Raw genomic sequence first — 24732 nt, forward strand, 5'->3', positions numbered from 1 at the left:
GCTAGGAGTTAATTGTCGTGGCTAAAGAAAAATTTGATCGTTCCCTTCCGCACGTCAACGTTGGCACCATCGGTCACGTCGACCACGGTAAAACCACTCTGACTGCAGCTCTGACTCGCGTCTGCTCCGAAGTATTCGGTTCGGCCATCGTTGATTTCGATAAAATCGACAGCGCGCCAGAAGAAAAAGCTCGTGGTATCACCATCAACACTGCGCACGTCGAGTACAACTCGAAGATCCGTCACTACGCTCACGTTGACTGCCCAGGTCACGCTGACTATGTGAAGAACATGATCACTGGTGCTGCCCAGATGGACGGCGCTATCCTGGTTTGCTCGGCCGCTGATGGTCCGATGCCACAAACCCGTGAGCACATCCTGCTGTCCCGTCAGGTAGGCGTTCCGTACATCGTGGTTTTCCTGAACAAGGCTGACCTGGTAGACGACGCTGAGCTGCTGGAACTGGTTGAGATGGAAGTGCGCGACCTGCTGAGCACTTACGACTTCCCAGGTGACGACACTCCGATCATCATCGGTTCTGCTCGTATGGCTCTGGAAGGCAAAGACGACAACGAAATGGGCACCACTGCCGTTCGTAAACTGGTTGAAACTCTGGACAGCTACATCCCAGAACCAGTTCGTCTGACTGACAAGCCGTTCCTGATGCCAATCGAAGACGTATTCTCGATCTCCGGTCGCGGTACTGTTGTGACTGGTCGTATCGAGCGCGGTATCGTTCGCGTTCAGGATCCACTGGAAATCGTTGGTCTGCGTGACACTACCGTCACCACCTGCACCGGTGTTGAAATGTTCCGTAAGCTGCTCGACGAAGGTCGTGCTGGCGAGAACTGCGGCGTTCTGCTGCGTGGTACCAAGCGTGACGACGTTGAGCGTGGTCAGGTTCTGGTTAAGCCGGGTTCGGTTAAGCCGCACACCAAGTTCACCGCAGAAGTTTACGTTCTGAGCAAGGAAGAAGGCGGTCGTCACACTCCGTTCTTCAAAGGCTACCGTCCACAGTTCTACTTCCGTACTACTGACGTGACTGGTAACTGCGAGCTGCCAGAAGGCGTTGAAATGGTAATGCCAGGTGACAACATCCAGATGACTGTCACTCTGATCAAAACCATCGCGATGGAAGATGGCCTGCGTTTCGCTATTCGTGAAGGCGGTCGTACCGTCGGCGCTGGCGTCGTAGCCAAAATCATCGAGTAAGCTCTTTTTGAGTAAGCTTTGATGATTTGAAAGAGCCCCCGCTTAGCGGGGGCTTTTTTATTGGGTTGACACCTATATGGGGCGTCTATAGAATTGCGCCTCCTTTTAACGGGCGTATTGCGCTCGGTGGGAATAGCAGCCGGAGTCTGAAATCCAATGCAAAATCAGCAAATCCGTATCAGGTTGAAGGCTTTTGACCATCGCCTGATCGACCAATCCACCCAGGAAATCGTGGAAACCGCGAAACGTACTGGTGCTCAAGTGCGTGGTCCAATTCCACTGCCTACCCGTAAAGAGCGGTTCACCGTTCTGGTCTCCCCGCACGTCAACAAAGACGCGCGTGACCAGTACGAGATCCGTACTCATAAGCGCGTTCTGGACATCGTCCAGCCAACGGATAAAACCGTTGATGCTCTTATGAAGCTTGATCTTGCGGCCGGTGTGGAAGTGCAGATCAGCCTCGGCTAAGACTCGGTCTTAGTCGTGTAACGCTCTGAAATGGGCGGCCATAGCGGGTGAAAGCCCCGTACACTCATGAGGTTTACAACATGACTATTGGTGTAGTCGGTCGTAAATGCGGTATGACCCGTATTTTCACCGAAGAAGGTGTCTCCATTCCGGTCACGGTCATTGAGATCGAGCCGAATCGCGTCACCCAGTTCAAAACTGAAGAGACCGATGGCTATCGTGCAGTGCAAGTCACTGTAGGCGAGCGTCGTGCTTCGCGTGTTACAGCTGCTCAGGCTGGCCACTTCGCTAAAGCGAACGTTGCCGCTGGTCGTACCGTAATGGAATTCCGTCTTGAAGAAGGCGAGTACCAGGCCGGCGATCTGATCAACGCTGAAATCTTCGCCGCTGGTCAACTGGTTGATGTAACCGGTCAGTCCAAAGGTAAAGGCTTCCAGGGTACGATCAAGCGTTGGAACTTCCGCGGGCAAGATAATACCCACGGTAACTCCGTGTCCCACCGCGTTCCAGGCTCTATCGGCCAGTGCCAGACTCCTGGTCGTGTATTCAAGGGCAAAAAAATGTCCGGTCATATGGGCGCTGAGCGCGTGACCGTGCAGTCCCTGGAAGTAGTGCGCGTGGACGCTGAACGCAATCTGTTGTTGGTCAAGGGTGCTGTTCCTGGCGCTACTGGCGGCAACTTGGTTGTACGTCCAGCAGCCAAGGCTCGCGGTTAAGGGGAAGCTGACATGCAATTAAATGTAAATGACGCTCAAGCGATCGAAGTTTCCGAACTGACATTTGGCGGCGAATTCAACGAGACGCTGGTTCACCAAGCAGTCGTGGCCTACATGGCCGGCGGCCGTCAAGGTAGCAAGCAGCAAAAGACCCGTTCCGACGTTCGTGGTGGCGGTAAGCGCCCATGGCGTCAGAAAGGTACTGGCCGTGCTCGTGCCGGTACTATCCGTAGCCCAATCTGGCGTGGCGGCGGTACCACTTTCGCAGCTCGTCCTCAGGATCACACCCAGAAGCTGAACAAGAAGATGTATCGCGCAGCAATGCGTTCCATCCTTGCTGAGCTGGTGCGTACTGATCGTCTGGTTGTGGTTCAGGACTTCGCTGTTGATGCACCGAAGACCAAAGATCTGCTGAGCAAACTGACCGGCATGGGCCTGACTGACGTCTTGATCGTGTCTGAAGTAGTTGATCAGAACCTGTACCTGGCTGCTCGCAACCTGCCACACGTTGATGTACGTGACGTGCAAGGTTCCGATCCAGTTAGTCTGATCGCATACGACAAGGTGTTGATCACCGTGTCGGCCGTGAAGAAATTCGAGGAGCTGCTGGGATGAACCAGGAACGCGTATTTAAAGTTCTGCTTGGCCCGCACGTTTCCGAGAAGGCTACGGTTCTGGCTGACAAGAAAGGCCAGTTCGTTTTCAAGGTTGCAACTGACGCAACCAAGCTGGAAATCAAGAAGGCCGTCGAAAGCCTGTTCAGCGTGAAAGTAGAGCGTGTTACTACCCTGAATGTTCTGGGTAAGAGCAAGCGCACTGCTCGCGGTCTGGGCAAGCGTAATGACTGGAAGAAGGCAGTTATCTCCCTTCAGCCAGGCCAAGATCTCGATTTCAGCAGCAGTGCTGAGTAAGGAAGGGGTGCATCATGGCAATCGTTAAATGCAAACCGACTTCCCCTGGCCGCCGTTTTGTGGTCAAGGTGGTCAACCAGGAGCTGCATAAAGGCGCTCCTCACGCACCGCTGCTCGAGAAAAAATCGAAGACTGGTGGTCGTAACAACAATGGTCGTATTACCACTCGTCACATCGGTGGTGGCCATAAGCAGCATTATCGTCTGGTCGATTTCCGTCGCAACGACAAAGATGGCATCTCTGCCACTGTCGAGCGTATTGAATACGATCCAAACCGTACTGCTCACATCGCTCTGCTGCTGTACGCAGATGGCGAGCGTCGCTACATCATCGCGCCTAAAGGCGTGAGTGCTGGTGACCAGCTGATTGCAGGTGCTTTGGCACCGATCAAGCCGGGCAACGCTCTGCAACTGCGTAACATTCCAGTTGGTAGCACCGTACACGGCATCGAATTGAAGCCAGGTAAAGGCGCGCAAATCGCTCGTTCCGCTGGTGCTTCGGCTCAGCTGATCGCTCGTGAAGGTGTCTACGTGACCCTGCGTCTGCGTTCTGGTGAGATGCGTAAAGTGCTGGCTGAATGCCGCGCGACCTTGGGTGAAGTCTCGAACTCCGAGCACAGCCTGCGTTCGCTGGGTAAAGCTGGTGCCAAACGCTGGCGTGGCGTTCGCCCAACCGTTCGTGGTGTTGCCATGAACCCGGTTGACCACCCACATGGTGGTGGTGAAGGTCGTACCTCTGGTGGTCGTCATCCGGTATCGCCATGGGGCTTCCCGACTAAGGGCGCGAAGACTCGTGGTAATAAGCGTACCGACAAAATGATCGTCCGTCGTCGCAAGTAAATAGAGGGATACGACAGTGCCACGTTCTCTGAAAAAAGGTCCTTTTATTGATCTTCACCTACTGAAGAAGATCGAAGTGGCGGCGGAAAAGAACGATCGCAAACCAGTTAAGACCTGGTCGCGCCGTTCCATGATCCTGCCACAAATGGTCGGTTTGACCATTGCTGTGCATAACGGTCGTCAACATGTTCCAGTTCTCGTGAACGAAGACATGGTCGGCCACAAACTAGGCGAGTTTGCCGGTACCCGCACATATCGTGGGCACGTGGCAGACAAGAAAGCCAAGCGTTAAGGGGTAAGGAACGATGGAAGTAGCCGCTAAGTTGTCGGGCGCTCGAATCTCCGCCCAGAAAGCCCGCTTGGTCGCCGACCAGATCCGCGGGAAGAAGGTGGGCGAAGCGCTCAACCTGTTGGCTTTCAGCAGTAAGAAAGCCGCCGAGATCATGAAGAAAGTGCTGGAGTCGGCCGTAGCCAACGCCGAGCATAACGAAGGCGCAGACGTTGATGACCTTAAAGTCAGCACCGTTTTCGTCAACGAAGGGCGTTCGCTGAAGCGAATCATGCCACGTGCCAAAGGCCGTGCTGATCGCATCGTCAAGCGGTCTTGCCATATCACTGTCAAGGTTGCTGACAAGTAACGGAGTCGAAGAGATGGGTCAGAAAGTACATCCCATTGGCATTCGCCTGGGAATCGTCAAGGAGCACACCTCCGTCTGGTACGCAGACGGTCGGACTTATGCGGACTATTTGTTCGCTGATCTGAAGGTGCGTGAGTATCTCCAAGACAAACTAAAAAGCGCGTCCGTAAGCCGTATCGATATCCATCGTCCGGCTCAAACTGCACGTATCACCATCCACACCGCTCGTCCAGGTATCGTTATCGGGAAGAAAGGTGAAGATGTTGAGAAACTGCGTCAGGACCTGACCAAGCAAATGGGTGTGCCTGTGCACATCAATATCGAAGAAATCCGCAAGCCGGAGCTCGACGGTATGTTGGTTGCGCAGAGCGTAGCTCAGCAGCTGGAGCGCCGCGTAATGTTCCGTCGCGCTATGAAGCGCGCTGTACAGAACGCCATGCGCATTGGTGCCAAAGGCATCAAAATCCAAGTGAGCGGTCGTCTCGGCGGTGCTGAAATCGCACGTACTGAATGGTATCGCGAAGGTCGTGTGCCACTGCACACCCTGCGTGCCGACATCGACTATGCCAACTACGAAGCTCACACCACTTACGGTGTGATCGGTGTAAAGGTTTGGATCTTCAAAGGCGAAGTAATTGGTGGTCGCCAAGAAGAACTGAAACCACAAGCACCAGCGCCTCGTAAAAAAGCTGCTAAGTAAGGGGTACGCCAAATGTTGCAACCAAAGCGTACGAAGTTCCGCAAGCAGATGACAGGCCACAACCGTGGTCTGGCTCAGCGCGGTAGCAAAGTCAGCTTCGGCGAGTTCGCGCTGAAGTCTGTAGCTCGTGGTCGTCTCACCGCTCGTCAGATCGAGTCAGCGCGTCGTGCTCTGACCCGTCACGTTAAACGTGGCGGCAAGATCTGGATCCGTGTATTCCCGGACAAGCCTATTTCCAAAAAGCCACTCGAAGTTCGGATGGGTAAAGGTAAGGGTAGTGTGGAGTACTGGGTTGCCCAGATTCAGCCAGGCAAAGTCCTGTATGAAATCGAGGGCGTTACTGAAGAGCTGGCGCGTGAGGCTTTTGCCCTGGCTGCTGCAAAGCTGCCGCTCGCCACTGCCTTCGTTAAACGGACGGTGATGTGATGAAAGCGAACGAACTTCGTGAAAAAGACGCGCCGCAGCTTAACGAGCAACTGCTCGGCCTGCTGCGCGACCAGTTCAATCTGCGCATGCAGAAAGCAACTGGCCAGTTGGGGCAGTCTCACCTGCTCCGGCAAGTTAAGCGTGACATCGCTCGCGTGAAGACTGTGCTCAAACAGCAGGCAGGTAAGTAATCATGGCTGAAGCCGAAAAAACCGTCCGTACGCTGACTGGCCGTGTTGTCAGCGACAAAATGGACAAGACCATCACCGTTCTGATTGAGCGTCGCGTTAAGCACCCGATCTACGGTAAATACGTTAAGCGTTCGACTAAGCTGCACGCGCACGACGAAACCAATCAGTGCCACATCGGCGACAAAGTCACTATTCGTGAAACTCGTCCGCTGGCCAAGACCAAGTCTTGGGCATTGGTTGATGTTCTCGAACGCGCTGTGGAAGTCTAAGGACTAGGGGTCGGAGAAATTATATGATTCAGACTCAATCCATGCTCGATGTGGCCGATAACAGCGGCGCTCGCCGCGTTATGTGCATCAAGGTGCTGGGTGGCTCCCATCGTCGTTACGCTGGTATCGGTGACATCATCAAAGTTACCGTGAAGGAAGCAATTCCTCGCGGTAAAGTGAAAAAAGGCCAAGTGATGACTGCTGTTGTAGTCCGCACTCGTCACGGCGTACGTCGTGCTGATGGCTCCATTATCCGCTTTGATGGCAACGCTGCTGTTCTTCTGAACAACAAGCAAGAGCCGATCGGCACCCGTATCTTTGGGCCAGTGACCCGTGAACTTCGTACTGAGAAGTTCATGAAGATCGTCTCGCTCGCCCCAGAAGTGCTGTAAGGAGATCCGACATGCAAAAGATTCGTCGTGACGACGAGATCATCGTGATCGCCGGCAAAGACAAAGGTAAGCGCGGTAAGGTGCTTAAGGTTCTCGCTAATAACCGTCTGGTTATTGGTGGTCTGAACCTGGTTAAGCGTCATACCAAGCCTAACCCGATGTCGGGCGTACAAGGCGGTATCGTCGAAAAAGAAGCTCCACTGGACGCTTCTAACGTCGCCATTTTCAACGGCGAAACCAACAAGGCTGACCGCGTTGGTTTCAAAGTAGAAGACGGCAAGAAAATTCGTGTCTTCAAGTCGACCCAAAAAGCGGTTGATGCTTGAACACTGCTAGGTAGAAGACCATGGCACGACTAAAAGAGATTTACTGGAAGGAAATCGCACCGAAGCTTAAGGAAGAACTTAAGCTCTCGAACGTGATGGAAGTTCCACGCGTTACCAAAATCACCCTGAACATGGGTCTGGGCGAAGCTGTCGGCGACAAAAAAGTCATCGAGCACGCTGTTGCTGACCTGGAAAAGATCACCGGCCAGAAAGTCGTTGTGACTTACGCTCGGAAATCCATCGCTGGCTTTAAAGTCCGTGAAGGTTGGCCGATCGGCGTCAAAGTGACTCTGCGTCGTGAACGTATGTATGAATTCCTGGATCGTCTGCTGTCGATCTCCCTGCCTCGGGTTCGCGACTTCCGCGGCCTGAATGCCAAGTCCTTTGATGGTCGTGGTAACTACAGCATGGGCGTTAAAGAGCAGATCATCTTCCCGGAAATCGACTACGACAAGATCGATGCTCTCCGCGGTCTGGACATTACCCTGACCACCACTGCCAAGAACGATGATGAAGGTCGCGCGCTACTGCGTGCTTTCAAATTCCCGTTCCGCAACTGATTGGAGTAGGAAAATGGCCAAGATGAGCATGAAAAACCGCGAGCTGAAGCGTCAGCTCACGGTTGCCAAGTACGCCAAGAAGCGTGCAGCACTGAAAGCTATCATCGTTGATCTGAACGCAAGTCCAGAAGCACGTTGGGAAGCTACAGTAGCTCTGCAGAAGCAGCCACGTGACGCAAGCGCTTCGCGCATGCGTAACCGCTGCCGCCTGACCGGTCGTCCACACGGCGTTTACCGCAAGTTCGGCCTTGGCCGTAACAAACTGCGTGAAGCTGCAATGCGTGGTGACGTACCTGGTCTGGTTAAAGCCAGCTGGTAAGCAATATCGAAGTCTCGATGGTCGGGATCGCAAGATCCTGACCATCGGTGACCTTGAACTTGAATCAAGCCCCTATTGGGGCTTGATTCATTTGTGGGGTGTGTCTAGAATACCCGGCTCGCCTGAGCCCGTGCTTTTTTCGCATGGATGAGCTCGGCGACAAGTAGTAGCCGCAAGGCTAATTTTTTTGTATTAGGAGCGTCTAGCCCATGAGTATGCAGGACCCGTTAGCGGACATGCTAACTCGAATCCGTAATGCCCAGATGGCTGAAAAGTCCGTCGTAAGCATGCCATCTTCTACGTTGAAGGTAGCTGTTGCCAAAGTCCTGAAGGACGAAGGTTACATTGCGGGTTATCAGATCAGCAGCGAAATCAAACCACTGCTGTCCATCGAGCTGAAGTACTTCGAAGGCCGTCCGGTCATCGAGGAAGTGAAGCGCGTTAGCCGTCCAGGCCTGCGTCAGTACAAGTCCGTCGATGATCTGCCAAAAGTTCGTGGCGGTCTCGGTGTGTCTATCGTCTCCACCAACAAAGGTGTGATGACGGATCGTGCTGCGCGCGCTGCCGGTGTCGGCGGCGAAGTTCTTTGCACTGTGTTCTAAGGGGGGATAAGCATGTCACGCGTCGCTAAGAACCCCGTTAAGCTGCCAGCCGGTGTCGAAGTAAAATTCGCAGGCCAACAGCTTTCGGTGAAGGGTGCCAAGGGCACTCTCGAACTGAACATCCATTCGTCCGTTGAGATCGTTGAAGAAGCTGGTGAGCTGCGTTTCGCTGCTCGCAATGGCGATCAACAAACTCGCGCAATGGCTGGTACCACTCGTGCGTTGGTAAACAACATGGTCCAAGGCGTAAGCCAAGGCTTCGAGCGTAAGCTCCAGCTGGTCGGTGTTGGTTATAAAGCGCAAGCAAAAGGCACAGTGCTGAACCTAGCTCTTGGCTTCTCGCACCCAGTGGATTATGAACTGCCGGAAGGCATCACCGCTGAGACTCCTAGCCAAACCGACATCCTGATTCGGGGTATCGATAAGCAGCTGGTAGGTCAAGTGGCCGCCGAGATCCGCGACTTCCGTCCACCAGAGCCGTACAAAGGCAAAGGTGTGCGCTACGCGGACGAAGTCGTCCGTCGTAAAGAAGCCAAGAAGAAGTAGGGCATAGCAAATGACCGACAAAAAAGTTACTCGACTGCGTCGCGCTCGCAAAGCACGCCTGAAAATGCACGAACTCGAAGTCGTGCGTCTCTGCGTGTTCCGCTCGTCGCAGCACATCTACGCCCAGGTCATTTCGGCCGACGGCAACAAAGTCCTGGCATCTGCCTCGACTTTGGATAAAGAACTGCGTGATGGCGCCACTGGCAACATCGACGCGGCCACTAAGGTTGGCCAGCTGGTCGCTACGCGTGCTAAAGCCGCTGGCGTCTCGCAGGTGGCTTTCGACCGCTCTGGCTTCAAGTACCACGGCCGCGTCAAGGCGCTGGCTGATGCTGCTCGTGAAGCTGGGCTGGAGTTCTAAGTTATGTCAAATAACGACCAAAAGCGCGACGAAGGCTACATCGAGAAGCTGGTTCAAGTTAACCGCGTAGCCAAAACCGTAAAAGGCGGCCGTATCTTCACTTTCACCGCGTTGACCGTGGTTGGTGATGGTAAAGGGCGTGTTGGCTTCGGCCGTGGCAAGTCACGTGAAGTGCCTGCCGCGATCCAGAAGGCAATGGAAGCTGCTCGTCGCAACATGATCCAAGTTGATCTGAACGGCACCACTCTGCAGTACGCAATGAAGTCCGGTCACGGCGCTTCGAAGGTGTACATGCAGCCTGCTTCTGAAGGTACCGGTATCATCGCTGGCGGCGCTATGCGTGCTGTCCTCGAAGTTGCTGGCGTTCAGAACGTTCTGGCCAAGTGCTACGGCTCGACTAACCCGGTAAACGTGGTTCACGCCACTTTCAAAGGTTTGAAGGCTATGCAGTCTCCTGAATCCATTGCCGCCAAGCGTGGCAAAAGCGTCAAGGAGATCTTCTGATCATGGCTACCGTTAAAGTTACGCTGATCAAAAGCATGACCGGCCGCATCCCTAACCACAAACTGTGCGTTAAGGGTCTGGGTCTGCGTCGCATCGGTCACACTGTAGAAGTACTTGATACTCCCGAGAATCGCGGGATGATCAACAAGGCTTACTACATGCTGCGTGTCGAGGGTTAATCGATGAAACTCAATGATCTGAGTCCAGCGCCGGGTTCCCGTCGCGAAAAGCATCGTCCGGGCCGTGGTATCGGTAGTGGTTTGGGCAAGACCGGTGGCCGTGGCCACAAAGGTCAGTCCTCCCGCTCCGGTGGCACCATTGCTCCAGGCTTTGAAGGCGGTCAACAGCCGCTGCATCGTCGCCTGCCGAAGTTCGGTTTCGTTTCCCTGAAAGCCATGGATCGCGCAGAAGTGCGTTTGTCCGAGCTGGCTAAAGTGGAAGGCGACATCGTCACCGTGCAGTCCCTGAAAGATGCCAACGTGATCAACGTCAACGTACAGCGTGTGAAAATCATGCTGTCCGGCGAAGTTACTCGCGCTGTCACCATCGGAAAGGGAATCGGCGCCACCAAAGGTGCGCGTGCGGCTATCGAAGCAGCTGGCGGCAAGTTCGAGGAATAAATGGCTAAGCAAGGTGCTCTCTCTGCGCTCGGCAAAGGCGGTATGTCTGAACTCTGGGCTCGTCTGCGTTTTCTGTTCCTGGCGATTATCGTCTACCGAATAGGCGCACACATCCCGGTTCCAGGTATCAACCCGGACCGACTCGCGGACCTGTTTCGACAGAATGAGGGGACCATTCTTAGCTTGTTCAACATGTTTTCCGGCGGCGCGCTGGAACGGATGAGTATCTTTGCGCTGGGGATCATGCCGTACATTTCGGCATCGATCATCATGCAACTGATGACCGCCGTCAGCCCGCAGCTGGAGCAGTTGAAGAAGGAAGGTGAAGCTGGCCGTCGCAAGATCAGCCAGTACACCCGCTACGGCACTGTCGTCCTCGCTCTCGTCCAGGCAATTGGCATGTCCATTGGCTTGGCAGGGCAGGGCGTTGCGTTCACTGGTGACTTTGGCTTCCATTTCGTCGCGGTATCCACTTTTGTGGCTGGTGCGATGTTCATGATGTGGCTGGGTGAGCAGATTACTGAGCGTGGTGTTGGCAACGGTATCTCGATGTTGATTTTTTCGGGTATCGTCGCCGGTCTTCCGAGAGCGATCGGGCAGTCTTTCGAGTCTGCACGTCAGGGTGATATCAACATCTTCGCCCTGGTTGCCATCGGTTTGCTGGCAGTAGCGATTATCGGTTTCGTGGTGTTCATTGAGCGTGGTCAGCGTCGTATTGCTGTTCACTACGCCAAGCGTCAGCAGGGCCGCAAGGTTTTCGCTGCGCAGACTAGCCACTTGCCGCTGAAGGTGAACATGGCCGGTGTTATTCCGGCCATTTTCGCGAGCAGCATTTTGCTGTTTCCGGCTTCGTTGGGTGCCTGGTTCGGTCAGTCTGAAGGTATGGGCTGGTTGCAGGACATCTCGCAGTCGATCGCTCCTGGTCAGCCGTTGAATATTCTGCTGTTTAGTGCAGGGATTATTTTCTTCTGCTTCTTCTATACGGCGTTGATGTTCAATCCGAAAGACGTAGCGGAAAACCTGAAGAAGTCCGGTGCCTTTATTCCGGGCATCCGTCCAGGTGAGCAGTCTGCGCGCTACATTGATGGCGTTCTGACTCGCTTGACCATGTTCGGTGCTCTTTACATGACGGCCGTGTGTCTGTTGCCCCAGTTCCTGGTGGTTGCGGCAAACGTACCGTTCTACCTTGGCGGGACCTCGTTGCTGATCGTCGTCGTGGTTGTGATGGACTTCATGTCCCAAGTACAATCGCACCTCGTTTCGCACCAGTACGAATCCCTGATGAAGAAAGCCAACCTGAAGGGTTACGGCAGCGGCATGTTGCGCTGAGTACCCATAAGGTTCGAGGAGTTGGTGATGAAAGTTCGTGCATCGGTGAAAAAGCTGTGCCGTAACTGCAAGATTATTCGCCGCGAAGGTGTTGTTCGAGTAATTTGCAGCGCGGAACCGCGTCACAAACAGCGCCAAGGCTGAGTGTGATTGTGCTTCAAGCCCGGTAGCTAGTGCGCTACCGGGTTGATTATTTGTTATTACAGCGATATTATCTCGCGCCCTATTTCTTGGCTTCCGGGGCGTAGGTAGCTGTCAATTGGAGTCCCACTGAATGGCCCGTATTGCAGGCGTTAACATTCCAGATAACAAGCATACTGTTATCTCGCTGACCTACATCTATGGTGTTGGTCGCACTACTGCACAGAAGATCTGTGCAGTGACTGGGGTAAACCCAGCCGCAAAGATCAAAGATCTGAGCGACGAGCAGATTGAACAGCTGCGTGGCGAAGTGGCGAAGTTCACCACTGAAGGTGACCTGCGTCGCGAAATCAACATGAAAATCAAGCGTTTGATGGACCTCGGTTGCTATCGCGGTCTGCGTCATCGTCGTGGTCTTCCAGTGCGCGGTCAGCGTACCAAGACTAACGCGCGTACCCGTAAAGGTCCGCGTAAGCCGATCCGCAAGTAATCGCCCCAGCGAATCGACAGGAAATTAATCATGGCTAAACCTGCTGCTCGTCCTCGTAAAAAAGTCAAAAAGACAGTGGTTGATGGCATCGCCCACATCCACGCGTCTTTTAACAACACAATCGTGACCATCACCGACCGTCAAGGCAACGCTCTTTCCTGGGCTACCTCCGGTGGTTCGGGTTTCCGCGGTTCCCGCAAGTCCACTCCGTTTGCTGCTCAAGTAGCTGCTGAACGTGCTGGTCAAGCTGCGCTGGAATACGGTCTGAAAAACCTCGACGTTAACGTCAAAGGTCCAGGCCCAGGTCGTGAATCTGCAGTCCGCGCTTTGAACGGCTGTGGCTACAAGATCGCCAGCATCACCGACGTGACGCCAATCCCGCACAACGGGTGCCGTCCGCCGAAGAAGCGCCGCGTGTAATCCAGGAGATTGTAAAGAATGGCTCGTTACATTGGTCCAAAATGCAAACTCGCTCGTCGCGAAGGCACCGATCTCTTTCTGAAGAGCGGCGTGCGCGCGATCGAATCGAAGTGCAACATCGAAGCAGCACCTGGTATCCACGGCCAACGCCGCGGTCGCCAGTCCGATTACGGCACCCAACTGCGTGAAAAGCAGAAGGTCCGTCGTATCTACGGCGTTCTCGAGCGTCAATTCAGCGGCTACTACAAAGAAGCTGCTGGCAAGAAAGGTGCAACCGGTGAAAACCTGCTGCAACTGCTCGAATGCCGTCTGGACAACGTTGTATACCGTATGGGTTTTGGCTCTACTCGTGCCGAATCCCGTCAGCTGGTATCGCACAAATCCGTCAGCGTTAACGGTCAGACCGTAAACGTGCCGTCGTACCAGGTTCGTGCTGGTGACGTGGTCGCGATTCGCGAGAAAGCAAAGAACCAACTTCGCATTGTCCAAGCTCTCGATCTGTGTGCCCAACGTGGCCGCGTAGAATGGGTAGAAGTAGACACTGAGAAGAAGTCGGGCGTTTTCAAGAACGTTCCTGCTCGCAGTGATCTGTCCGCCGACATCAACGAAAGCCTGATTGTCGAGCTCTACTCCAAGTAAGGGCTAGAAAATAGGTGCATCCATGCAGATTTCGGTAAATGAGTTCCTGACACCCCGCCACATTGATGTGCAGGTTGTCAGTCCAACCCGCGCCAAGATCACTCTCGAGCCTCTCGAGCGTGGTTTCGGCCACACCCTGGGCAACGCGCTGCGCCGCATCCTGTTGTCCTCAATGCCCGGCTGTGCAGTAGTCGAGGCCGAGATTGACGGTGTACTCCATGAGTACAGCGCCATCGAAGGCGTACAGGAAGACGTAATTGAAATCCTGTTGAACCTTAAAGGTCTGGCTATCAAGCTGCACGGTCGTGACGAAGTTACGCTGACCTTGTCGAAGAAGGGTTCGGGGGTGGTTACCGCTGCCGATATTCAGCTGGATCATGATGTCGAGATCGTTAACCCCGATCACGTAATCGCTAACCTGGCGTCTAACGGCGCCCTGAACATGAAGCTCACCGTAGCTCGTGGTCGTGGTTATGAACCGGCAGACTCGCGTCAGAGCGATGAAGACGAAAGCCGCAGCATCGGTCGCTTGCAGCTTGACTCTTCGTTCAGCCCGGTTCGCCGTATCGCATACGTGGTGGAAAACGCCCGTGTCGAGCAGCGTACTAACCTGGACAAGCTGGTTATTGATCTGGAAACCAACGGTACCCTGGATCCTGAAGAGGCTATCCGCCGCGCTGCAACCATTCTGCAACAGCAGTTGGCTGCGTTCGTCGACCTCAAAGGTGATAGTGAGCCAGTGGTTGTTGAGCAGGAAGACGAGATCGATCCGATCCTGCTTCGCCCGGTTGACGATCTGGAACTGACTGTACGTTCGGCTAACTGCCTTAAGGCGGAAAACATCTACTACATCGGTGACCTGATTCAGCGTACCGAAGTAGAGCTGTTGAAGACTCCGAACCTTGGCAAGAAATCCTTGACTGAAATCAAGGACGTTCTGGCCTCCCGCGGTCTGTCCCTCGGCATGCGCCTCGACAACTGGCCGCCTGCAAGTCTTAAGAAGGACGACAAGGCGACTGCCTGATCGTCGTAATCACCGAACGTCGTGTTTGGTAAGGAATGAACCATGCGTCATCGTAAAAGTGGTCGTCACCTGAGCCGCACTAGCTCGCACCGCAAGGCCATGTTTCAAAACATGGCAGTGTCGCTGTTCGAGCACGAGCTGATCAAAACTACACTGCCGAAAGCTAAAGAACTGCGTCGCGTTGCTGAGCCGCTGATCACTTTGGCCAAGACAGACAGCCTGGCTAACCGCCGTCTGGCTTTCGACCGTACTCGTTCGAAAGCTATCGTTGGTAAGCTCTTCAACGACCTGGGCAAGCGTTACGCTACCCGTGAGGGTGGCTACCTGCGCATCCTCAAGTGCGGTTTCCGCACTGGCGACAACGCGCCTATGGCGTACGTCGAGTTGGTTGATCGTGCTACCGGCGGTGAAGCTGTATCCGCTGAGTAAGACGTCAGTCTGAAACGAAGAACCGGGCCTAGTGCCCGGTTTTTTGTGCCTGATCGAAAAGCATCGCGATCGGCATGCACTCCTGAATGTAATTAGTAATTATCTATCGATGGTCGCAAGTTAATGAATTTGTGGCTGTAACGTTCATGATCAATACTCCCTCTCAGCCGATTAGCCGGCAGTTCAAGACTGACAGAGGAAGAGATCGCATGAGCCAAAATAAAACGCTTACCACCGCCAGTGGCGCTCCTGTCGCCGACAACCAGAATTCCCGCTCCGCCGGCCCTCGTGGCCCGCTGCTACTCGACGACTTCCACCTGATCGAGAAGCTTGCCCACTTCAACCGTGAAAACATCCCTGAGCGTCGTGTACACGCCAAAGGCTCGGGCGCCTACGGTACGTTCACCGTGACTCGGGATATCACCGAGTACACCAGCGCCAAACTGTTTGAATCCATCGGTAAGCAAACGCCGACATTCTTGCGCTTCTCTACCGTCGGCGGCGAGCGCGGTTCGGCCGACACCGAGCGCGATCCACGCGGCTTTGCTTTGAAGTTTTATACCGAAGAAGGCAACTGGGACATTGTTGGCAACAACACGCCTGTATTTTTTATCCGCGATCCGCTCAAATTCCCGGATTTTATCCACACCCAAAAGCGTTTGCCGCAAAGCAATCTGAAAAGCGCGCAGATGATGTGGGACTTCTGGTCGCATTCGCCTGAGGCGCTGCACCAGGTCACCATCTTGTTTTCGGACCGGGGCATTCCAGACGGATATCGCCACATGCACGGTTTTGGCAGCCACACCTACAGCCTGATCAGCGCCAAAGGCGAACGGCATTGGGTGAAATGGCACTACAAAACCAAGCAAGGCATCAAGAATCTCGCGCCAGCAGAGGCTGCACGCCTGGCCGGTACCGATCCGGATTACGCACAGCGTGACCTGTTCGAGGCGATTGAGCGTGGTGACTTCCCGAAATGGCGAGTGTGCATCCAGATCATGTCTGAGGCGCAGGCCGCGGCTCACTACGAGAATCCTTTCGACGTGACCAAAACCTGGTCGCAGAAAGAATTTCCGCTGATCGAAGTGGGTGAACTCGAGCTCAATCGTAATCCGCTGAACTACTTTGCTGAAGTGGAGCAGGCGGCGTTCGGTCCGAGCAACATGGTCCCGGGTGTCGGTCTGTCTCCCGATCGTATGCTCCAGGGGCGCGTGTTCGCTTATGCCGATGCTCACCGCTACCGTATTGGCACCAATCATCAACAACTGCCGGTGAATGCGCCTCGTAGCCCGGTGAACAGCTACCAACGCGATGGTTCGATGGCGTTTGGCAGCAATGGCGGTGCAGCGCCGAACTATGAGCCGAACAGTTACGTCGAGTCGCCAAAACAGGCCCCTCGCTATGCCGAGCCTCCTCTCGCGCTCAGCGGTGCTGCTGATCGATATGATCATCGCGAAGACACCGACTACTACAGCCATGCCGGCGCGCTGTTCCGACTCATGAGCGATGAGCAGAAGGCCCTGTTGGTCAGGAACATTGCCGGTGCCATGGCCGGGGTTTCGGATGACGTAGTCGATCGTCAGCTGCAGCACTTCTACAGCGCAGATCCGGCGTATGGAGAAGCAATCGCGAAGGCGTTGGGCGTACAGCTTAACGAAGTCTAAACGAGAAGCAGAACCGCCCTCATTAGGGCGGTTTTGGCGCTATTTAAACCACTTTTCTCAGAATATCTTCGCTTTTATCGCGCAAACGAAGTGACCAAACAGTCGTGGTGGTTCAAACTACAGACTTTCAAGCAGGGAGATGTAGGGCGATGCAAGGCCACCCAGACGTAATCGATTACCTCAACACGTTGCTGACCGGCGAACTGGCCGCGCGTGATCAATATTTCGTTCACTCGCGGATGTATGAGGACTGGGGATTCACCAAGCTCTACGAACGAATCAACCACGAGATGGAAGAAGAAGCAGGACATGCCGATGCCCTGATGCGCCGTATCCTGATGCTTGAGGGCACGCCGCGCATGCGTCCGGATGACCTGGATGTCGGCACCACCGTGCCGGATATGCTTGCCGCCGACTTGCGACTGGAATACAAGGTCCGCGCTGCACTGTGCAAAGGCATCGAGCTCTGCGAGCAGCACAAAGACTACGTTAGCCGTGAAATGCTGCGTATACAGCTGAACGATACCGAAGAAGATCACACCTACTGGCTTGAGAAGCAGTTGGGTTTGATCAAGCTGATCGGTCTTGAGAACTACCTGCAATCCCACACCTGATTGCACCGGATACAAAAAAGCCCCTGTCACTGATGAAGTGACAGGGGCTTTTTCATGGGCTGGACTCAGGCTTTGTCGCGAGCCAGCAGTGGCTTGAGGTAGAAGCCGGTATGCGACTGCTTCATCTCGGACACTTCTTCCGGTGTACCGACAGCAATGATCTGTCCGCCCTTGGAGCCGCCTTCCGGCCCTAGGTCGACCAGCCAGTCGGCAGTCTTGATGACATCGAGGTTATGCTCGATCACCACCACCGTGTTGCCGTGGTCGCGCAGACGATGCAACACGTCGAGCAGTTGCTGGATATCCGCGAAGTGCAGGCCAGTGGTTGGCTCGTCGAGGATGTACAGCGTCTTGCCGGTATCACGCTTGGACAGTTCCCGAGACAGCTTCACCCGCTGGGCTTCACCGCCTGACAACGTGGTCGCCGATTGTCCCAGCTTGATGTACGACAGGCCCACGTCCATCAACGTCTGAAGCTTACGCGCCAGCGCCGGAACCGCATCGAAGAACACACGTGCTTCCTCGATCGTCATCTCGAGGGTTTCGTGGATGCTCTTGCCTTTGTACTTGATCTCAAGGGTTTCGCGGTTGTAGCGCTTGCTCTTGCAGACATCGCACGGGACATAGATGTCCGGCAGGAAGTGCATCTCGACCTTGATCAGACCGTCTCCCTGACACGCTTCGCAACGTCCGCCCTTCACGTTGAAGGAGAAGCGTCCCGGGCCATAACCGCGTGAACGGGACTCCGGAACACCGGCGAACAGTTCGCGGATCGGCGTGAACAGTCCGGTATAGGTCGCCGGGTTGGAGCGCGGCGTGCGCCCGATCGGGCTCTGGTCGATGTCGACCACCTTATCCAGATGCTCCAGGCCCTTGATGCTGTCGTGAGCGGCGGCCTCAAGCGTGGTTGCGCCGTTGAGTGCAGTAGCGCTCAAGGGAAACAGCGTGTTGTTGATCAGTGTCGACTTGCCCGAACCGGACACGCCGGTCACACAGGTCAACAGTCCGATCGGAATATCCAGGTCGACATTGCGCAAGTTGTTGCCGCGCGCGCCCTTGAGGGACAGCGACAGCTTTTTGTTACGCGGTGTGCGCTTGGCCGGAACGGCGATCTTTACTCGACCCGACAGATACTTGCCAGTCAACGAGTCGGGGTGAGCCATGACCTCGGCCGGCGTTCCTTCGGCGACGATGTGTCCACCGTGGACGCCCGCGCCCGGACCAATATCCACGACATAGTCCGCCAGGCGAATGGCATCTTCATCGTGCTCGACCACAATCACCGTGTTGCCGATGTCGCGCAGGTGCTTGAGCGTTCCCAGCAATCGATCATTGTCTCGTTGGTGCAGACCGATGGACGGTTCGTCGAGGATGTACAGGACGCCCACCAGACCGGCGCCAATCTGGCTGGCGAGGCGAATCCGCTGAGCCTCACCGCCAGACAACGTGTCCGCGCTGCGATCCAGGGACAGATAGTCCAGGCCGACGTTGACCAGAAACTGCAGGCGCTCGCGGATTTCCTTGAGAATCTTGTCGGCAATCTCACCACGACGGCCCGTGAGTTTGAGCACGCCAAAGTATTCACAGGCGTCGCCAATCGGCAGATTCGTAACCGCTGGAAGCGTCTTCTCACCCACCCACACGTGTCGCGCTTCGCGACGCAGGCGAGTCCCGCGGCAATCCGGGCAAGGCTGGGTGCTGAGGAACTTGGCCAGCTCTTCACGCACCGATGCCGACTCGGTTTCGCGGTAGCGGCGTTCCAGGTTCGGCACGATGCCTTCGAACGGGTGCGAGCGTTTGACGATATCGCCACGGTCGTTCAGGTATTTGAAGTCGACGTTCTGCGAACCGCTGCCGTGCAGTATGAATTTCTGCTGATCGGCCGACAGGTCGTTGAACGGCACTTCCAGGCTGAACTTGTAGTGCGAGGCTAGCGAGCCAAGCATCTGGAAGTAATAGACGTTACGCCTGTCCCAGCCGCGAATCGCCCCTTCGGCCAGCGTCAACTCGCCATTCACCAGTCGCTTGATGTCGAAGAACTGCTTCACGCCCAGGCCATCGCATGTCGGGCAGGCGCCGGCCGGGTTGTTGAAGGAGAACAGCTTGGGTTCCAGCTCGCTGATGGCATGACCGCAGATCGGGCAGGCGAAGCGTGCGGAGAAGATGATCTCTTCGCCGGGCTCGTCGTCCATTGGTGCAACCAGAGCGATGCCATCCGCCAGCTTCAAGGCGGTCTCGAACGACTCGGCCAGACGCTGTTGCAGATCGGCGCGAACCTTGAAGCGGTCGACCACGACATCGATCGAGTGCTTCTTCTGTTTATCGAGCTTGGGCAGTTCGTCGAGTTCGCAAAGCCGTCCGTTGACTCGCGCGCGCACAAAACCCTGGGCGCGCAGTTCTTCGAAGACCGACAGGTGTTCGCCTTTGCGCTCGCGAATCACCGGGGCCAGCAGCATGAGCTTGCTGCCCTCCGGTTGCGCGAGGACCAGGTCGACCATCTGGCTGACGGTCTGCGCTTCCAGTGGAATGTCGTGGTCCGGGCAACGCGGAATACCCACGCGAGCGTAAAGCAGGCGCAGGTAGTCGTAGATTTCGGTGATGGTGCCGACCGTCGAACGCGGGTTGTGCGAGGTCGATTTCTGTTCGATGGAAATGGCTGGCGACAAACCTTCGATGGTGTCGACGTCAGGTTTTTCCATCATCGACAAAAACTGCCGGGCATAGGCCGACAGCGATTCGACGTAGCGGCGTTGGCCTTCGGCGTACAGCGTGTCGAACGCCAGGGACGATTTGCCGGATCCGGACAGGCCGGTGATGACGATCAGTTTGTCCCGTGGCAGGGTCAGGTCGATGTTCTTCAGGTTGTGGGTTCGGGCCCCACGAATCAGGATCTTGTCCAAAGTGGCCTCGCTTGGCGGGCGTCGAAAACGTAGGAGTATACGGCCAAATACTGGATGGATGCACACTATCAAACGAGCGGGTTGATGTCTTAGATGAAGAGTCTGTCAGCAGAGCGCGTCAAAGCGTCGCGATATACCCTGTCAATCGATGGGACTGGTAGAATCGCCGCCGGTTCACATGAGGTTTTTCCATGCACGATCCCCACAGCGAACGCATGAGTGGCAGTGAGACCCGCGCAGCAAGCGGTCTGGCCCTGGTGTTCGCCTTCCGTATGCTTGGCATGTTCATGGTGTTGCCGGTACTGGCGACCTATGGGATGGATCTGGCAGGCGCGACCCCGGCCCTCATCGGGCTGGCGATTGGCGCTTACGGCCTGACCCAGGCGATTTTCCAGATTCCTTTCGGCTTTATTTCCGATCGCATCGGGCGACGTCCAGTGATTTACCTGGGATTGATCGTCTTTGCCTTGGGCAGCGTGCTGGCAGCCAATGCCGATTCGATCTGGGGCGTGATCGCCGGACGAATCCTGCAAGGTGCCGGGGCGATTTCCGCCGCCGTGATGGCGCTGCTGTCAGACCTGACCCGGGAACAGCATCGGACCAAAGCCATGGCCATGATCGGCATGACGATTGGTCTGTCGTTCGCTGTCGCCATGGTTGTAGGACCGTTGCTGACCCGTGCGTTCGGCTTGTCCGGCTTGTTCCTCGCCACGGGCGGCATGGCCCTGTTCGGCATCGTGATCGTGATGTTCATGGTGCCGCGTTCCACCGGGCCGTTGCAGCACCGCGAGTCCGGCGTCGCGCGCCAGGCGCTGATCCCGACGCTCAAGCATCCGGACCTGTTGCGCCTGGACCTGGGCATTTTTGTGTTGCACGCGATGTTGATGTCGAGCTTCGTTGCACTGCCCCTGGCGCTGGTCGAAAAAGCCGGGCTGCCTAAAGAGCAGCACTGGTGGGTCTACCTTACCGCGCTGTTGATCTCTTTCTTCGCCATGATCCCGTTCATTATCTACGGCGAGAAGAAACGCAAAATGAAACGAGTTTTATTGGGCGCAGTGCTGACGCTGATGCTCACTGAGCTATTCTTCTGGCAGTTCGGTGACAGCCTGCGAGCTCTGGTGATTGGTACGGTGGTGTTCTTCACCGCGTTCAATCTGCTGGAAGCTTCGTTGCCATCGCTGATCAGCAAGGTTTCACCAGCAGGCGGCAAAGGCACGGCGATGGGGGTTTATTCCACCAGCCAGTTCCTCGGTTCGGCGCTGGGCGGGATCCTCGGCGGCTGGTTGTTCCAGCATGGCGGTTTGTCGGTTGTATTCCTTGGATGCGCCGGCCTGGCTGCCCTCTGGCTGGCCTTTGCTGTTACCATGCGCGAACCACCTTATGTCACGAGCCTGCGCTTGCCGTTGTCGCCCGAGGCGATCCGCGAAGCGGGTCTGGTTGAGCGCCTGAAGGCCGTCGTAGGGGTAACAGATGCGGTGATCGTTGCTGATGAAGCGGCGATTTACATCAAATTGGACACAGAACTATTGGATCGCACGACCCTTGAGCGCCTGGTGAACAACCCGGCCGAGGCAGCGTGCGTAGCCTAGGAGAACGTTATGGCCCGTGGGGTTAACAAAGTCATATTGGTCGGCACTTGCGGCCAGGATCCCGAAGTTCGCTACTTGCCTAACGGTAACGCCGTGACCAACCTGAGTCTGGCGACCAGCGAACAGTGGACCGACAAGCAAACCGGTCAGAAGGTCGAGAAGACCGAATGGCACCGTGTGTCGATGTTCGGCAAAGTGGCCGAGATCGCCGGCGAATACCTGCGTAAAGGTTCGCAGGTGTACATCGAAGGCAAGCTGCAGACCCGTGAGTGGGAAAAAGACGGTATCAAGCGTTACACCACTGAAATCGTGGTCGACATGCAAGGCACCATGCAGCTGCTGGGCGGCCGTCCACAACAGGGCGACCAACAAGGCGGGGGCAATAACTACCAGCAATCCGCTCCGGCCCCACGCCAGCAGGCTCCACGTCCGCAGCAGTCGGCACCGCAACAGTCGCGTCAGGCTCCGCCTCCACAGCAGGCAGCGCCGCAACCGGCTCCGGATTTCGACAGCTTTGATGACGATATCCCGTTCTAAAAAGCTGCGATCCAGTCAGTAAAAAAAAGCGAAGCCATCTGGCTTCGCTTTTTTTGTGGGCGCTATTAACGGGATAGCGTCGTCACGTTGGTCCGCGCGGTATGCAGTTTTTTGTAGCTCTCGATCAAGCGCAAGTGCCTGTCGAGCCCCTCCAGTTTCATGCTGGTCGGCGTCAAGCCGTGGAACCGTACGGTGCCGTCTACCGATCCGATTGCGGCATCCATCCGTTCGTTGCCAAACATCCGGCGGAAGTTGGCTTCGTAGTCTTCCAGTTCCAGGTCTTCGTCCAGCTTCATCTCCAGCACGGCATTGATCGCCTGATAGAACAAGCCGCGCTCAACGGTGTTGTCGTTGTACTGCAGGAACTGTTCTACCGCCTCTTTCGCCTCTTCGAATTGCTGCAAGGCGAGATAAATCAGCAGCTTCAACTCCAGGATCGTCAGCTGACCCCAAGCGGTATTGTCGTCAAATTCGATGCCGATCAAGGAGGTGATGTCGGTGTAGTCGTCCAGCTCACTTTCCACCAGGCGCTCAGCCAGCGCCTGCAGCTCTTCTTCGTCCAGGCGATGCAGGTTCAGGATGTCGGCGCGGAAGAACAGCGCTTTGTTGGTGTTATCCCAGATCAGATCGTCCGCGGGATAGATTTCCGAATAGTCCGGTACCAGGATTCGGCACGCCGTGGCGCCGATATGCTCGTAGACGGCCATGTACGCTTCTTTGCCCATGCCTTTGAGAATGCCGAACAAGGTCGCGGCTTCCTCGGCATTCGAGTTTTCACCCTGGCCGGAGAAATCCCACTCCACGAATTCGTAATCGGACTTCGAGCTGAAGAAGCGCCACGACACCACACCGCTGGAGTCGATAAAGTGCTCGACGAAGTTATTCGGCTCGGTCACCGCATGCCCTTCAAATGTTGGCTGCGGCAAGTCGTTGAGACCTTCAAAACTGCGGCCCTGGAGTAGCTCGGTCAGGCTGCGTTCCAATGCCACTTCCAGGCTCGGGTGCGCGCCGAACGAGGCGAACACACCGCCGGTACGCGGATTCATCAGCGTGACGCACATCACCGGGAATTCACCCCCCAGGGACGCATCCTTGACCAACACCGGGAACCCTTGCTCTTCCAGCGCCTGAATGCCGGCCAGTATCCCAGGGTACTTGGCCAACACGCTGGCCGGCACATCCGGCAGGGCGAATTCACCTTCGATGATTTCGCGTTTTACCGCGCGCTCGAAGATTTCCGACAGGCACTGCACCTGGGCTTCGGCCAAGGTATTGCCGGCGCTCATGCCGTTGCTCAGGAAAAGGTTTTCAATCAGGTTGGACGGGAAATACACCACTTCGCCGTCCGACTGACGCACGAACGGCAGCGAGCAGATGCCGCGCTCTTCATTGCCCGAGTTGGTATCGATCAGATGGGAACCACGCAGCTCGCCGTCGCGGTTGTAAATCTTCAGGCAGTGCTCATCGAGGATTTCGGTCGGCAGTGCGTCTTTACGGCCAGGCTTGAACCAGCGTTCGTCCGGGTAGTGCACAAACGCGGCATTGGCGATGTCCTCACCCCAGAACTGGTCGTTGTAGAAGAAGTTGCAGTTGAGTCGCTCGATAAACTCGCCCAACGCCGACGCCAACGCGCCTTCCTTGGTTGCACCCTTGCCGTTGGTAAAGCACATCGGCGAGTGCGCATCGCGGATATGCAGCGACCATACGTTGGGCACGATATTGCGCCACGAAGCGATTTCGATCTTCATGCCCAGGTCCGCCAGAATGGCCGACATGTTGGCGATGGTTTGCTCCAGCGGCAGATCCTTGCCGGCAATGTAAGTGCCCGCCTCGGAAGTCGAGTTAGAAGCGGGCATCAGCAACGCCTGGGCATCGGCGTCGAGGTTTTCCACTTCTTCGATCACAAACTCAGGCCCGGCCTGCACCACTTTCTTCACGGTGCAACGGTCGATGGAGCGCAGAATGCCCTGGCGGTCCTTGTCGGAGATGTCCGCCGGCAACTCGACCTGGATCTTGAAAATCTGGTTGTAGCGGTTTTCCGGGTCAACAATATTGTTCTGCGACAGGCGGATGTTGTCCGTGGGGATGTTGCGCGTGCTGCAGTACAACTTCACAAAATACGCCGCACACAGCGCCGACGAGGCCAGGAAATAGTCGAACGGGCCTGGTGCCGAGCCATCGCCCTTGTAGCGGATAGGTTGGTCGGCCACCACCGTGAAGTCGTCGAACTTGGCTTCAAGTCGAAGGTTGTCGAGAAAGTTGACCTTGATTTCCATGGGGGATTACCAGAATAACGGCTAAACGAATGGCCGCCATTATCCGGCATTTCAGCCATAAGTCTTGTGGGCGTCTGACTA

General features: G+C 55.7%; 35 protein-coding genes. 33 read left to right on the top strand and 2 right to left on the bottom strand.

The genetic code is table 11. The features are described from left to right. The first annotated feature begins 17 nt into the window (after positions 1 to 17). From tuf to bfr, 31 genes are all read left to right on the top strand, one after another. Positions 18 to 1211, top strand: coding sequence for an elongation factor Tu (tuf, locus tag QRN31_RS12675; RefSeq protein ID WP_027924378.1), 1194 nt, complete (start codon positions 18 to 20; stop codon positions 1209 to 1211). A 156-nt stretch (positions 1212 to 1367) separates the two neighbouring features. After that, a complete protein-coding gene (rpsJ, locus tag QRN31_RS12680; protein WP_003186070.1) occupies positions 1368 to 1679 on the top strand; it encodes a 30S ribosomal protein S10 in 312 nt (103 codons plus the stop codon). Between the two features lie 80 nt (positions 1680 to 1759). After that, positions 1760 to 2395: a 50S ribosomal protein L3 gene (gene rplC / locus QRN31_RS12685; protein ID WP_003186059.1), complete on the top strand. Its 636-nt coding sequence runs from the start codon at positions 1760 to 1762 to the stop codon at positions 2393 to 2395. A 12-nt stretch (positions 2396 to 2407) separates the two neighbouring features. Then, complete coding sequence (gene rplD, locus QRN31_RS12690) at positions 2408 to 3010, top strand: 50S ribosomal protein L4 (RefSeq protein ID WP_095630591.1); 603 nt, start codon at positions 2408 to 2410, stop codon at positions 3008 to 3010. Then, positions 3007 to 3306, top strand: coding sequence for a 50S ribosomal protein L23 (gene rplW / locus QRN31_RS12695; RefSeq protein ID WP_002555488.1), 300 nt, complete (start codon positions 3007 to 3009; stop codon positions 3304 to 3306). Before rplD ends, rplW begins: the two co-directional genes overlap by 4 nt. 14 nt (positions 3307 to 3320) lie before the next feature. Continuing rightward, on the top strand, positions 3321 to 4145 hold the full coding sequence (rplB, locus tag QRN31_RS12700; RefSeq protein WP_003176423.1) for a 50S ribosomal protein L2: 825 nt from the start codon (positions 3321 to 3323) through the stop codon (positions 4143 to 4145). Between the two features lie 16 nt (positions 4146 to 4161). Next, positions 4162 to 4437, top strand: a complete 276-nt coding sequence (gene rpsS, locus QRN31_RS12705) for a 30S ribosomal protein S19 (protein WP_002555486.1) — start codon at positions 4162 to 4164, stop codon at positions 4435 to 4437. Positions 4438 to 4450: 13 nt separating this feature from the next. Next, positions 4451 to 4783 carry a 50S ribosomal protein L22 gene (gene rplV / locus QRN31_RS12710; RefSeq protein ID WP_003103908.1) on the top strand — a complete coding sequence of 111 codons (333 nt, stop codon included), beginning with the start codon at positions 4451 to 4453 and terminating at the stop codon, positions 4781 to 4783. A 13-nt stretch (positions 4784 to 4796) separates the two neighbouring features. Beyond that, a complete protein-coding gene (gene rpsC / locus QRN31_RS12715) occupies positions 4797 to 5483 on the top strand; it encodes a 30S ribosomal protein S3 (RefSeq protein WP_003176422.1) in 687 nt (228 codons plus the stop codon). A gap of 12 nt (positions 5484 to 5495) precedes the next feature. Then, on the top strand, positions 5496 to 5909 hold the full coding sequence (gene rplP, locus QRN31_RS12720; RefSeq protein ID WP_008145497.1) for a 50S ribosomal protein L16: 414 nt from the start codon (positions 5496 to 5498) through the stop codon (positions 5907 to 5909). Beyond that, entirely contained in the window at positions 5909 to 6100 is a 192-nt protein-coding gene (gene rpmC, locus QRN31_RS12725; protein WP_008030901.1) for a 50S ribosomal protein L29, read from the top strand. The genes rplP and rpmC overlap by 1 nt, the downstream gene beginning before the upstream one ends. Positions 6101 to 6102: 2 nt before the next feature. Next, the gene (gene rpsQ / locus QRN31_RS12730) at positions 6103 to 6369 is read left to right on the top strand and encodes a 30S ribosomal protein S17 (protein WP_003176419.1); all 267 of its coding nucleotides are present in this window, start codon (positions 6103 to 6105) and stop codon (positions 6367 to 6369) included. 23 nt (positions 6370 to 6392) lie between these two features. Next, complete coding sequence (rplN, locus tag QRN31_RS12735) at positions 6393 to 6761, top strand: 50S ribosomal protein L14 (RefSeq protein WP_002555479.1); 369 nt, start codon at positions 6393 to 6395, stop codon at positions 6759 to 6761. Between the two features lie 11 nt (positions 6762 to 6772). Further along, a complete protein-coding gene (rplX, locus tag QRN31_RS12740; protein WP_003176416.1) occupies positions 6773 to 7087 on the top strand; it encodes a 50S ribosomal protein L24 in 315 nt (104 codons plus the stop codon). Positions 7088 to 7107: 20 nt separating this feature from the next. After that, positions 7108 to 7647 carry a 50S ribosomal protein L5 gene (gene rplE / locus QRN31_RS12745; RefSeq protein WP_003176415.1) on the top strand — a complete coding sequence of 180 codons (540 nt, stop codon included), beginning with the start codon at positions 7108 to 7110 and terminating at the stop codon, positions 7645 to 7647. A gap of 13 nt (positions 7648 to 7660) precedes the next feature. Further along, on the top strand, positions 7661 to 7966 hold the full coding sequence (gene rpsN, locus QRN31_RS12750) for a 30S ribosomal protein S14 (RefSeq protein WP_003176414.1): 306 nt from the start codon (positions 7661 to 7663) through the stop codon (positions 7964 to 7966). A gap of 209 nt (positions 7967 to 8175) precedes the next feature. After that, positions 8176 to 8568, top strand: coding sequence for a 30S ribosomal protein S8 (gene rpsH, locus QRN31_RS12755; protein WP_003186040.1), 393 nt, complete (start codon positions 8176 to 8178; stop codon positions 8566 to 8568). A 12-nt stretch (positions 8569 to 8580) separates the two neighbouring features. Next, complete coding sequence (rplF, locus tag QRN31_RS12760) at positions 8581 to 9114, top strand: 50S ribosomal protein L6 (protein ID WP_007896774.1); 534 nt, start codon at positions 8581 to 8583, stop codon at positions 9112 to 9114. Between the two features lie 10 nt (positions 9115 to 9124). Continuing rightward, on the top strand, positions 9125 to 9475 hold the full coding sequence (gene rplR / locus QRN31_RS12765; RefSeq protein WP_003186037.1) for a 50S ribosomal protein L18: 351 nt from the start codon (positions 9125 to 9127) through the stop codon (positions 9473 to 9475). 3 nt (positions 9476 to 9478) lie between these two features. Further along, the gene (rpsE, locus tag QRN31_RS12770) at positions 9479 to 9979 is read left to right on the top strand and encodes a 30S ribosomal protein S5 (RefSeq protein WP_007943782.1); all 501 of its coding nucleotides are present in this window, start codon (positions 9479 to 9481) and stop codon (positions 9977 to 9979) included. A gap of 2 nt (positions 9980 to 9981) precedes the next feature. Continuing rightward, positions 9982 to 10158: a 50S ribosomal protein L30 gene (rpmD, locus tag QRN31_RS12775; RefSeq protein WP_003186033.1), complete on the top strand. Its 177-nt coding sequence runs from the start codon at positions 9982 to 9984 to the stop codon at positions 10156 to 10158. Between the two features lie 3 nt (positions 10159 to 10161). Further along, on the top strand, positions 10162 to 10599 hold the full coding sequence (gene rplO, locus QRN31_RS12780) for a 50S ribosomal protein L15 (protein WP_007896782.1): 438 nt from the start codon (positions 10162 to 10164) through the stop codon (positions 10597 to 10599). Next, positions 10600 to 11928 carry a preprotein translocase subunit SecY gene (secY, locus tag QRN31_RS12785; protein WP_003228718.1) on the top strand — a complete coding sequence of 443 codons (1329 nt, stop codon included), beginning with the start codon at positions 10600 to 10602 and terminating at the stop codon, positions 11926 to 11928. A gap of 27 nt (positions 11929 to 11955) precedes the next feature. Next, positions 11956 to 12072, top strand: coding sequence for a 50S ribosomal protein L36 (rpmJ, locus tag QRN31_RS12790; protein ID WP_002555468.1), 117 nt, complete (start codon positions 11956 to 11958; stop codon positions 12070 to 12072). A gap of 130 nt (positions 12073 to 12202) precedes the next feature. Next, on the top strand, positions 12203 to 12559 hold the full coding sequence (rpsM, locus tag QRN31_RS12795) for a 30S ribosomal protein S13 (protein ID WP_003186020.1): 357 nt from the start codon (positions 12203 to 12205) through the stop codon (positions 12557 to 12559). A gap of 30 nt (positions 12560 to 12589) precedes the next feature. After that, positions 12590 to 12979, top strand: a complete 390-nt coding sequence (rpsK, locus tag QRN31_RS12800; protein ID WP_002555466.1) for a 30S ribosomal protein S11 — start codon at positions 12590 to 12592, stop codon at positions 12977 to 12979. 18 nt (positions 12980 to 12997) lie between these two features. After that, on the top strand, positions 12998 to 13618 hold the full coding sequence (gene rpsD, locus QRN31_RS12805) for a 30S ribosomal protein S4 (RefSeq protein WP_003210056.1): 621 nt from the start codon (positions 12998 to 13000) through the stop codon (positions 13616 to 13618). 22 nt (positions 13619 to 13640) lie between these two features. Further along, positions 13641 to 14642, top strand: a complete 1002-nt coding sequence (locus tag QRN31_RS12810; RefSeq protein ID WP_003186012.1) for a DNA-directed RNA polymerase subunit alpha — start codon at positions 13641 to 13643, stop codon at positions 14640 to 14642. A 42-nt stretch (positions 14643 to 14684) separates the two neighbouring features. Next, entirely contained in the window at positions 14685 to 15071 is a 387-nt protein-coding gene (rplQ, locus tag QRN31_RS12815; protein ID WP_007943777.1) for a 50S ribosomal protein L17, read from the top strand. A gap of 209 nt (positions 15072 to 15280) precedes the next feature. Continuing rightward, entirely contained in the window at positions 15281 to 16735 is a 1455-nt protein-coding gene (locus QRN31_RS12820; RefSeq protein WP_285432367.1) for a catalase, read from the top strand. Positions 16736 to 16884: 149 nt separating this feature from the next. Continuing rightward, positions 16885 to 17349 (top strand): bacterioferritin, encoded by a 465-nt coding sequence (gene bfr / locus QRN31_RS12825; RefSeq protein WP_008030905.1) that lies wholly within the window; start codon positions 16885 to 16887, stop codon positions 17347 to 17349. A gap of 65 nt (positions 17350 to 17414) precedes the next feature. Here bfr and uvrA read toward each other — a convergent pair whose 3' ends face one another. Continuing rightward, on the bottom strand, positions 17415 to 20249 hold the full coding sequence (gene uvrA, locus QRN31_RS12830) for an excinuclease ABC subunit UvrA (protein ID WP_285432368.1): 2835 nt from the start codon (positions 20247 to 20249) through the stop codon (positions 17415 to 17417). A gap of 191 nt (positions 20250 to 20440) precedes the next feature. On the opposite strand from uvrA, the gene QRN31_RS12835 reads away from it, so the two are divergent. Both QRN31_RS12835 and QRN31_RS12840 read left to right on the top strand, forming a co-directional pair. Then, positions 20441 to 21838 (top strand): MFS transporter, encoded by a 1398-nt coding sequence (locus QRN31_RS12835; RefSeq protein ID WP_046053254.1) that lies wholly within the window; start codon positions 20441 to 20443, stop codon positions 21836 to 21838. Between the two features lie 9 nt (positions 21839 to 21847). Continuing rightward, positions 21848 to 22375: a single-stranded DNA-binding protein gene (locus QRN31_RS12840; protein ID WP_010467282.1), complete on the top strand. Its 528-nt coding sequence runs from the start codon at positions 21848 to 21850 to the stop codon at positions 22373 to 22375. A gap of 65 nt (positions 22376 to 22440) precedes the next feature. Here the strand turns inward: QRN31_RS12840 and QRN31_RS12845 are convergent, their stop codons facing one another. Continuing rightward, positions 22441 to 24651, bottom strand: coding sequence for an OsmC domain/YcaO domain-containing protein (locus QRN31_RS12845; RefSeq protein ID WP_285432369.1), 2211 nt, complete (start codon positions 24649 to 24651; stop codon positions 22441 to 22443). Positions 24652 to 24732 lie beyond the last annotated feature (81 nt).

It is taken from the genome of Pseudomonas sp. fls2-241-R2A-110 (assembly GCF_030209165.1).
Taxonomy (GTDB): domain Bacteria; phylum Pseudomonadota; class Gammaproteobacteria; order Pseudomonadales; family Pseudomonadaceae; genus Aquipseudomonas.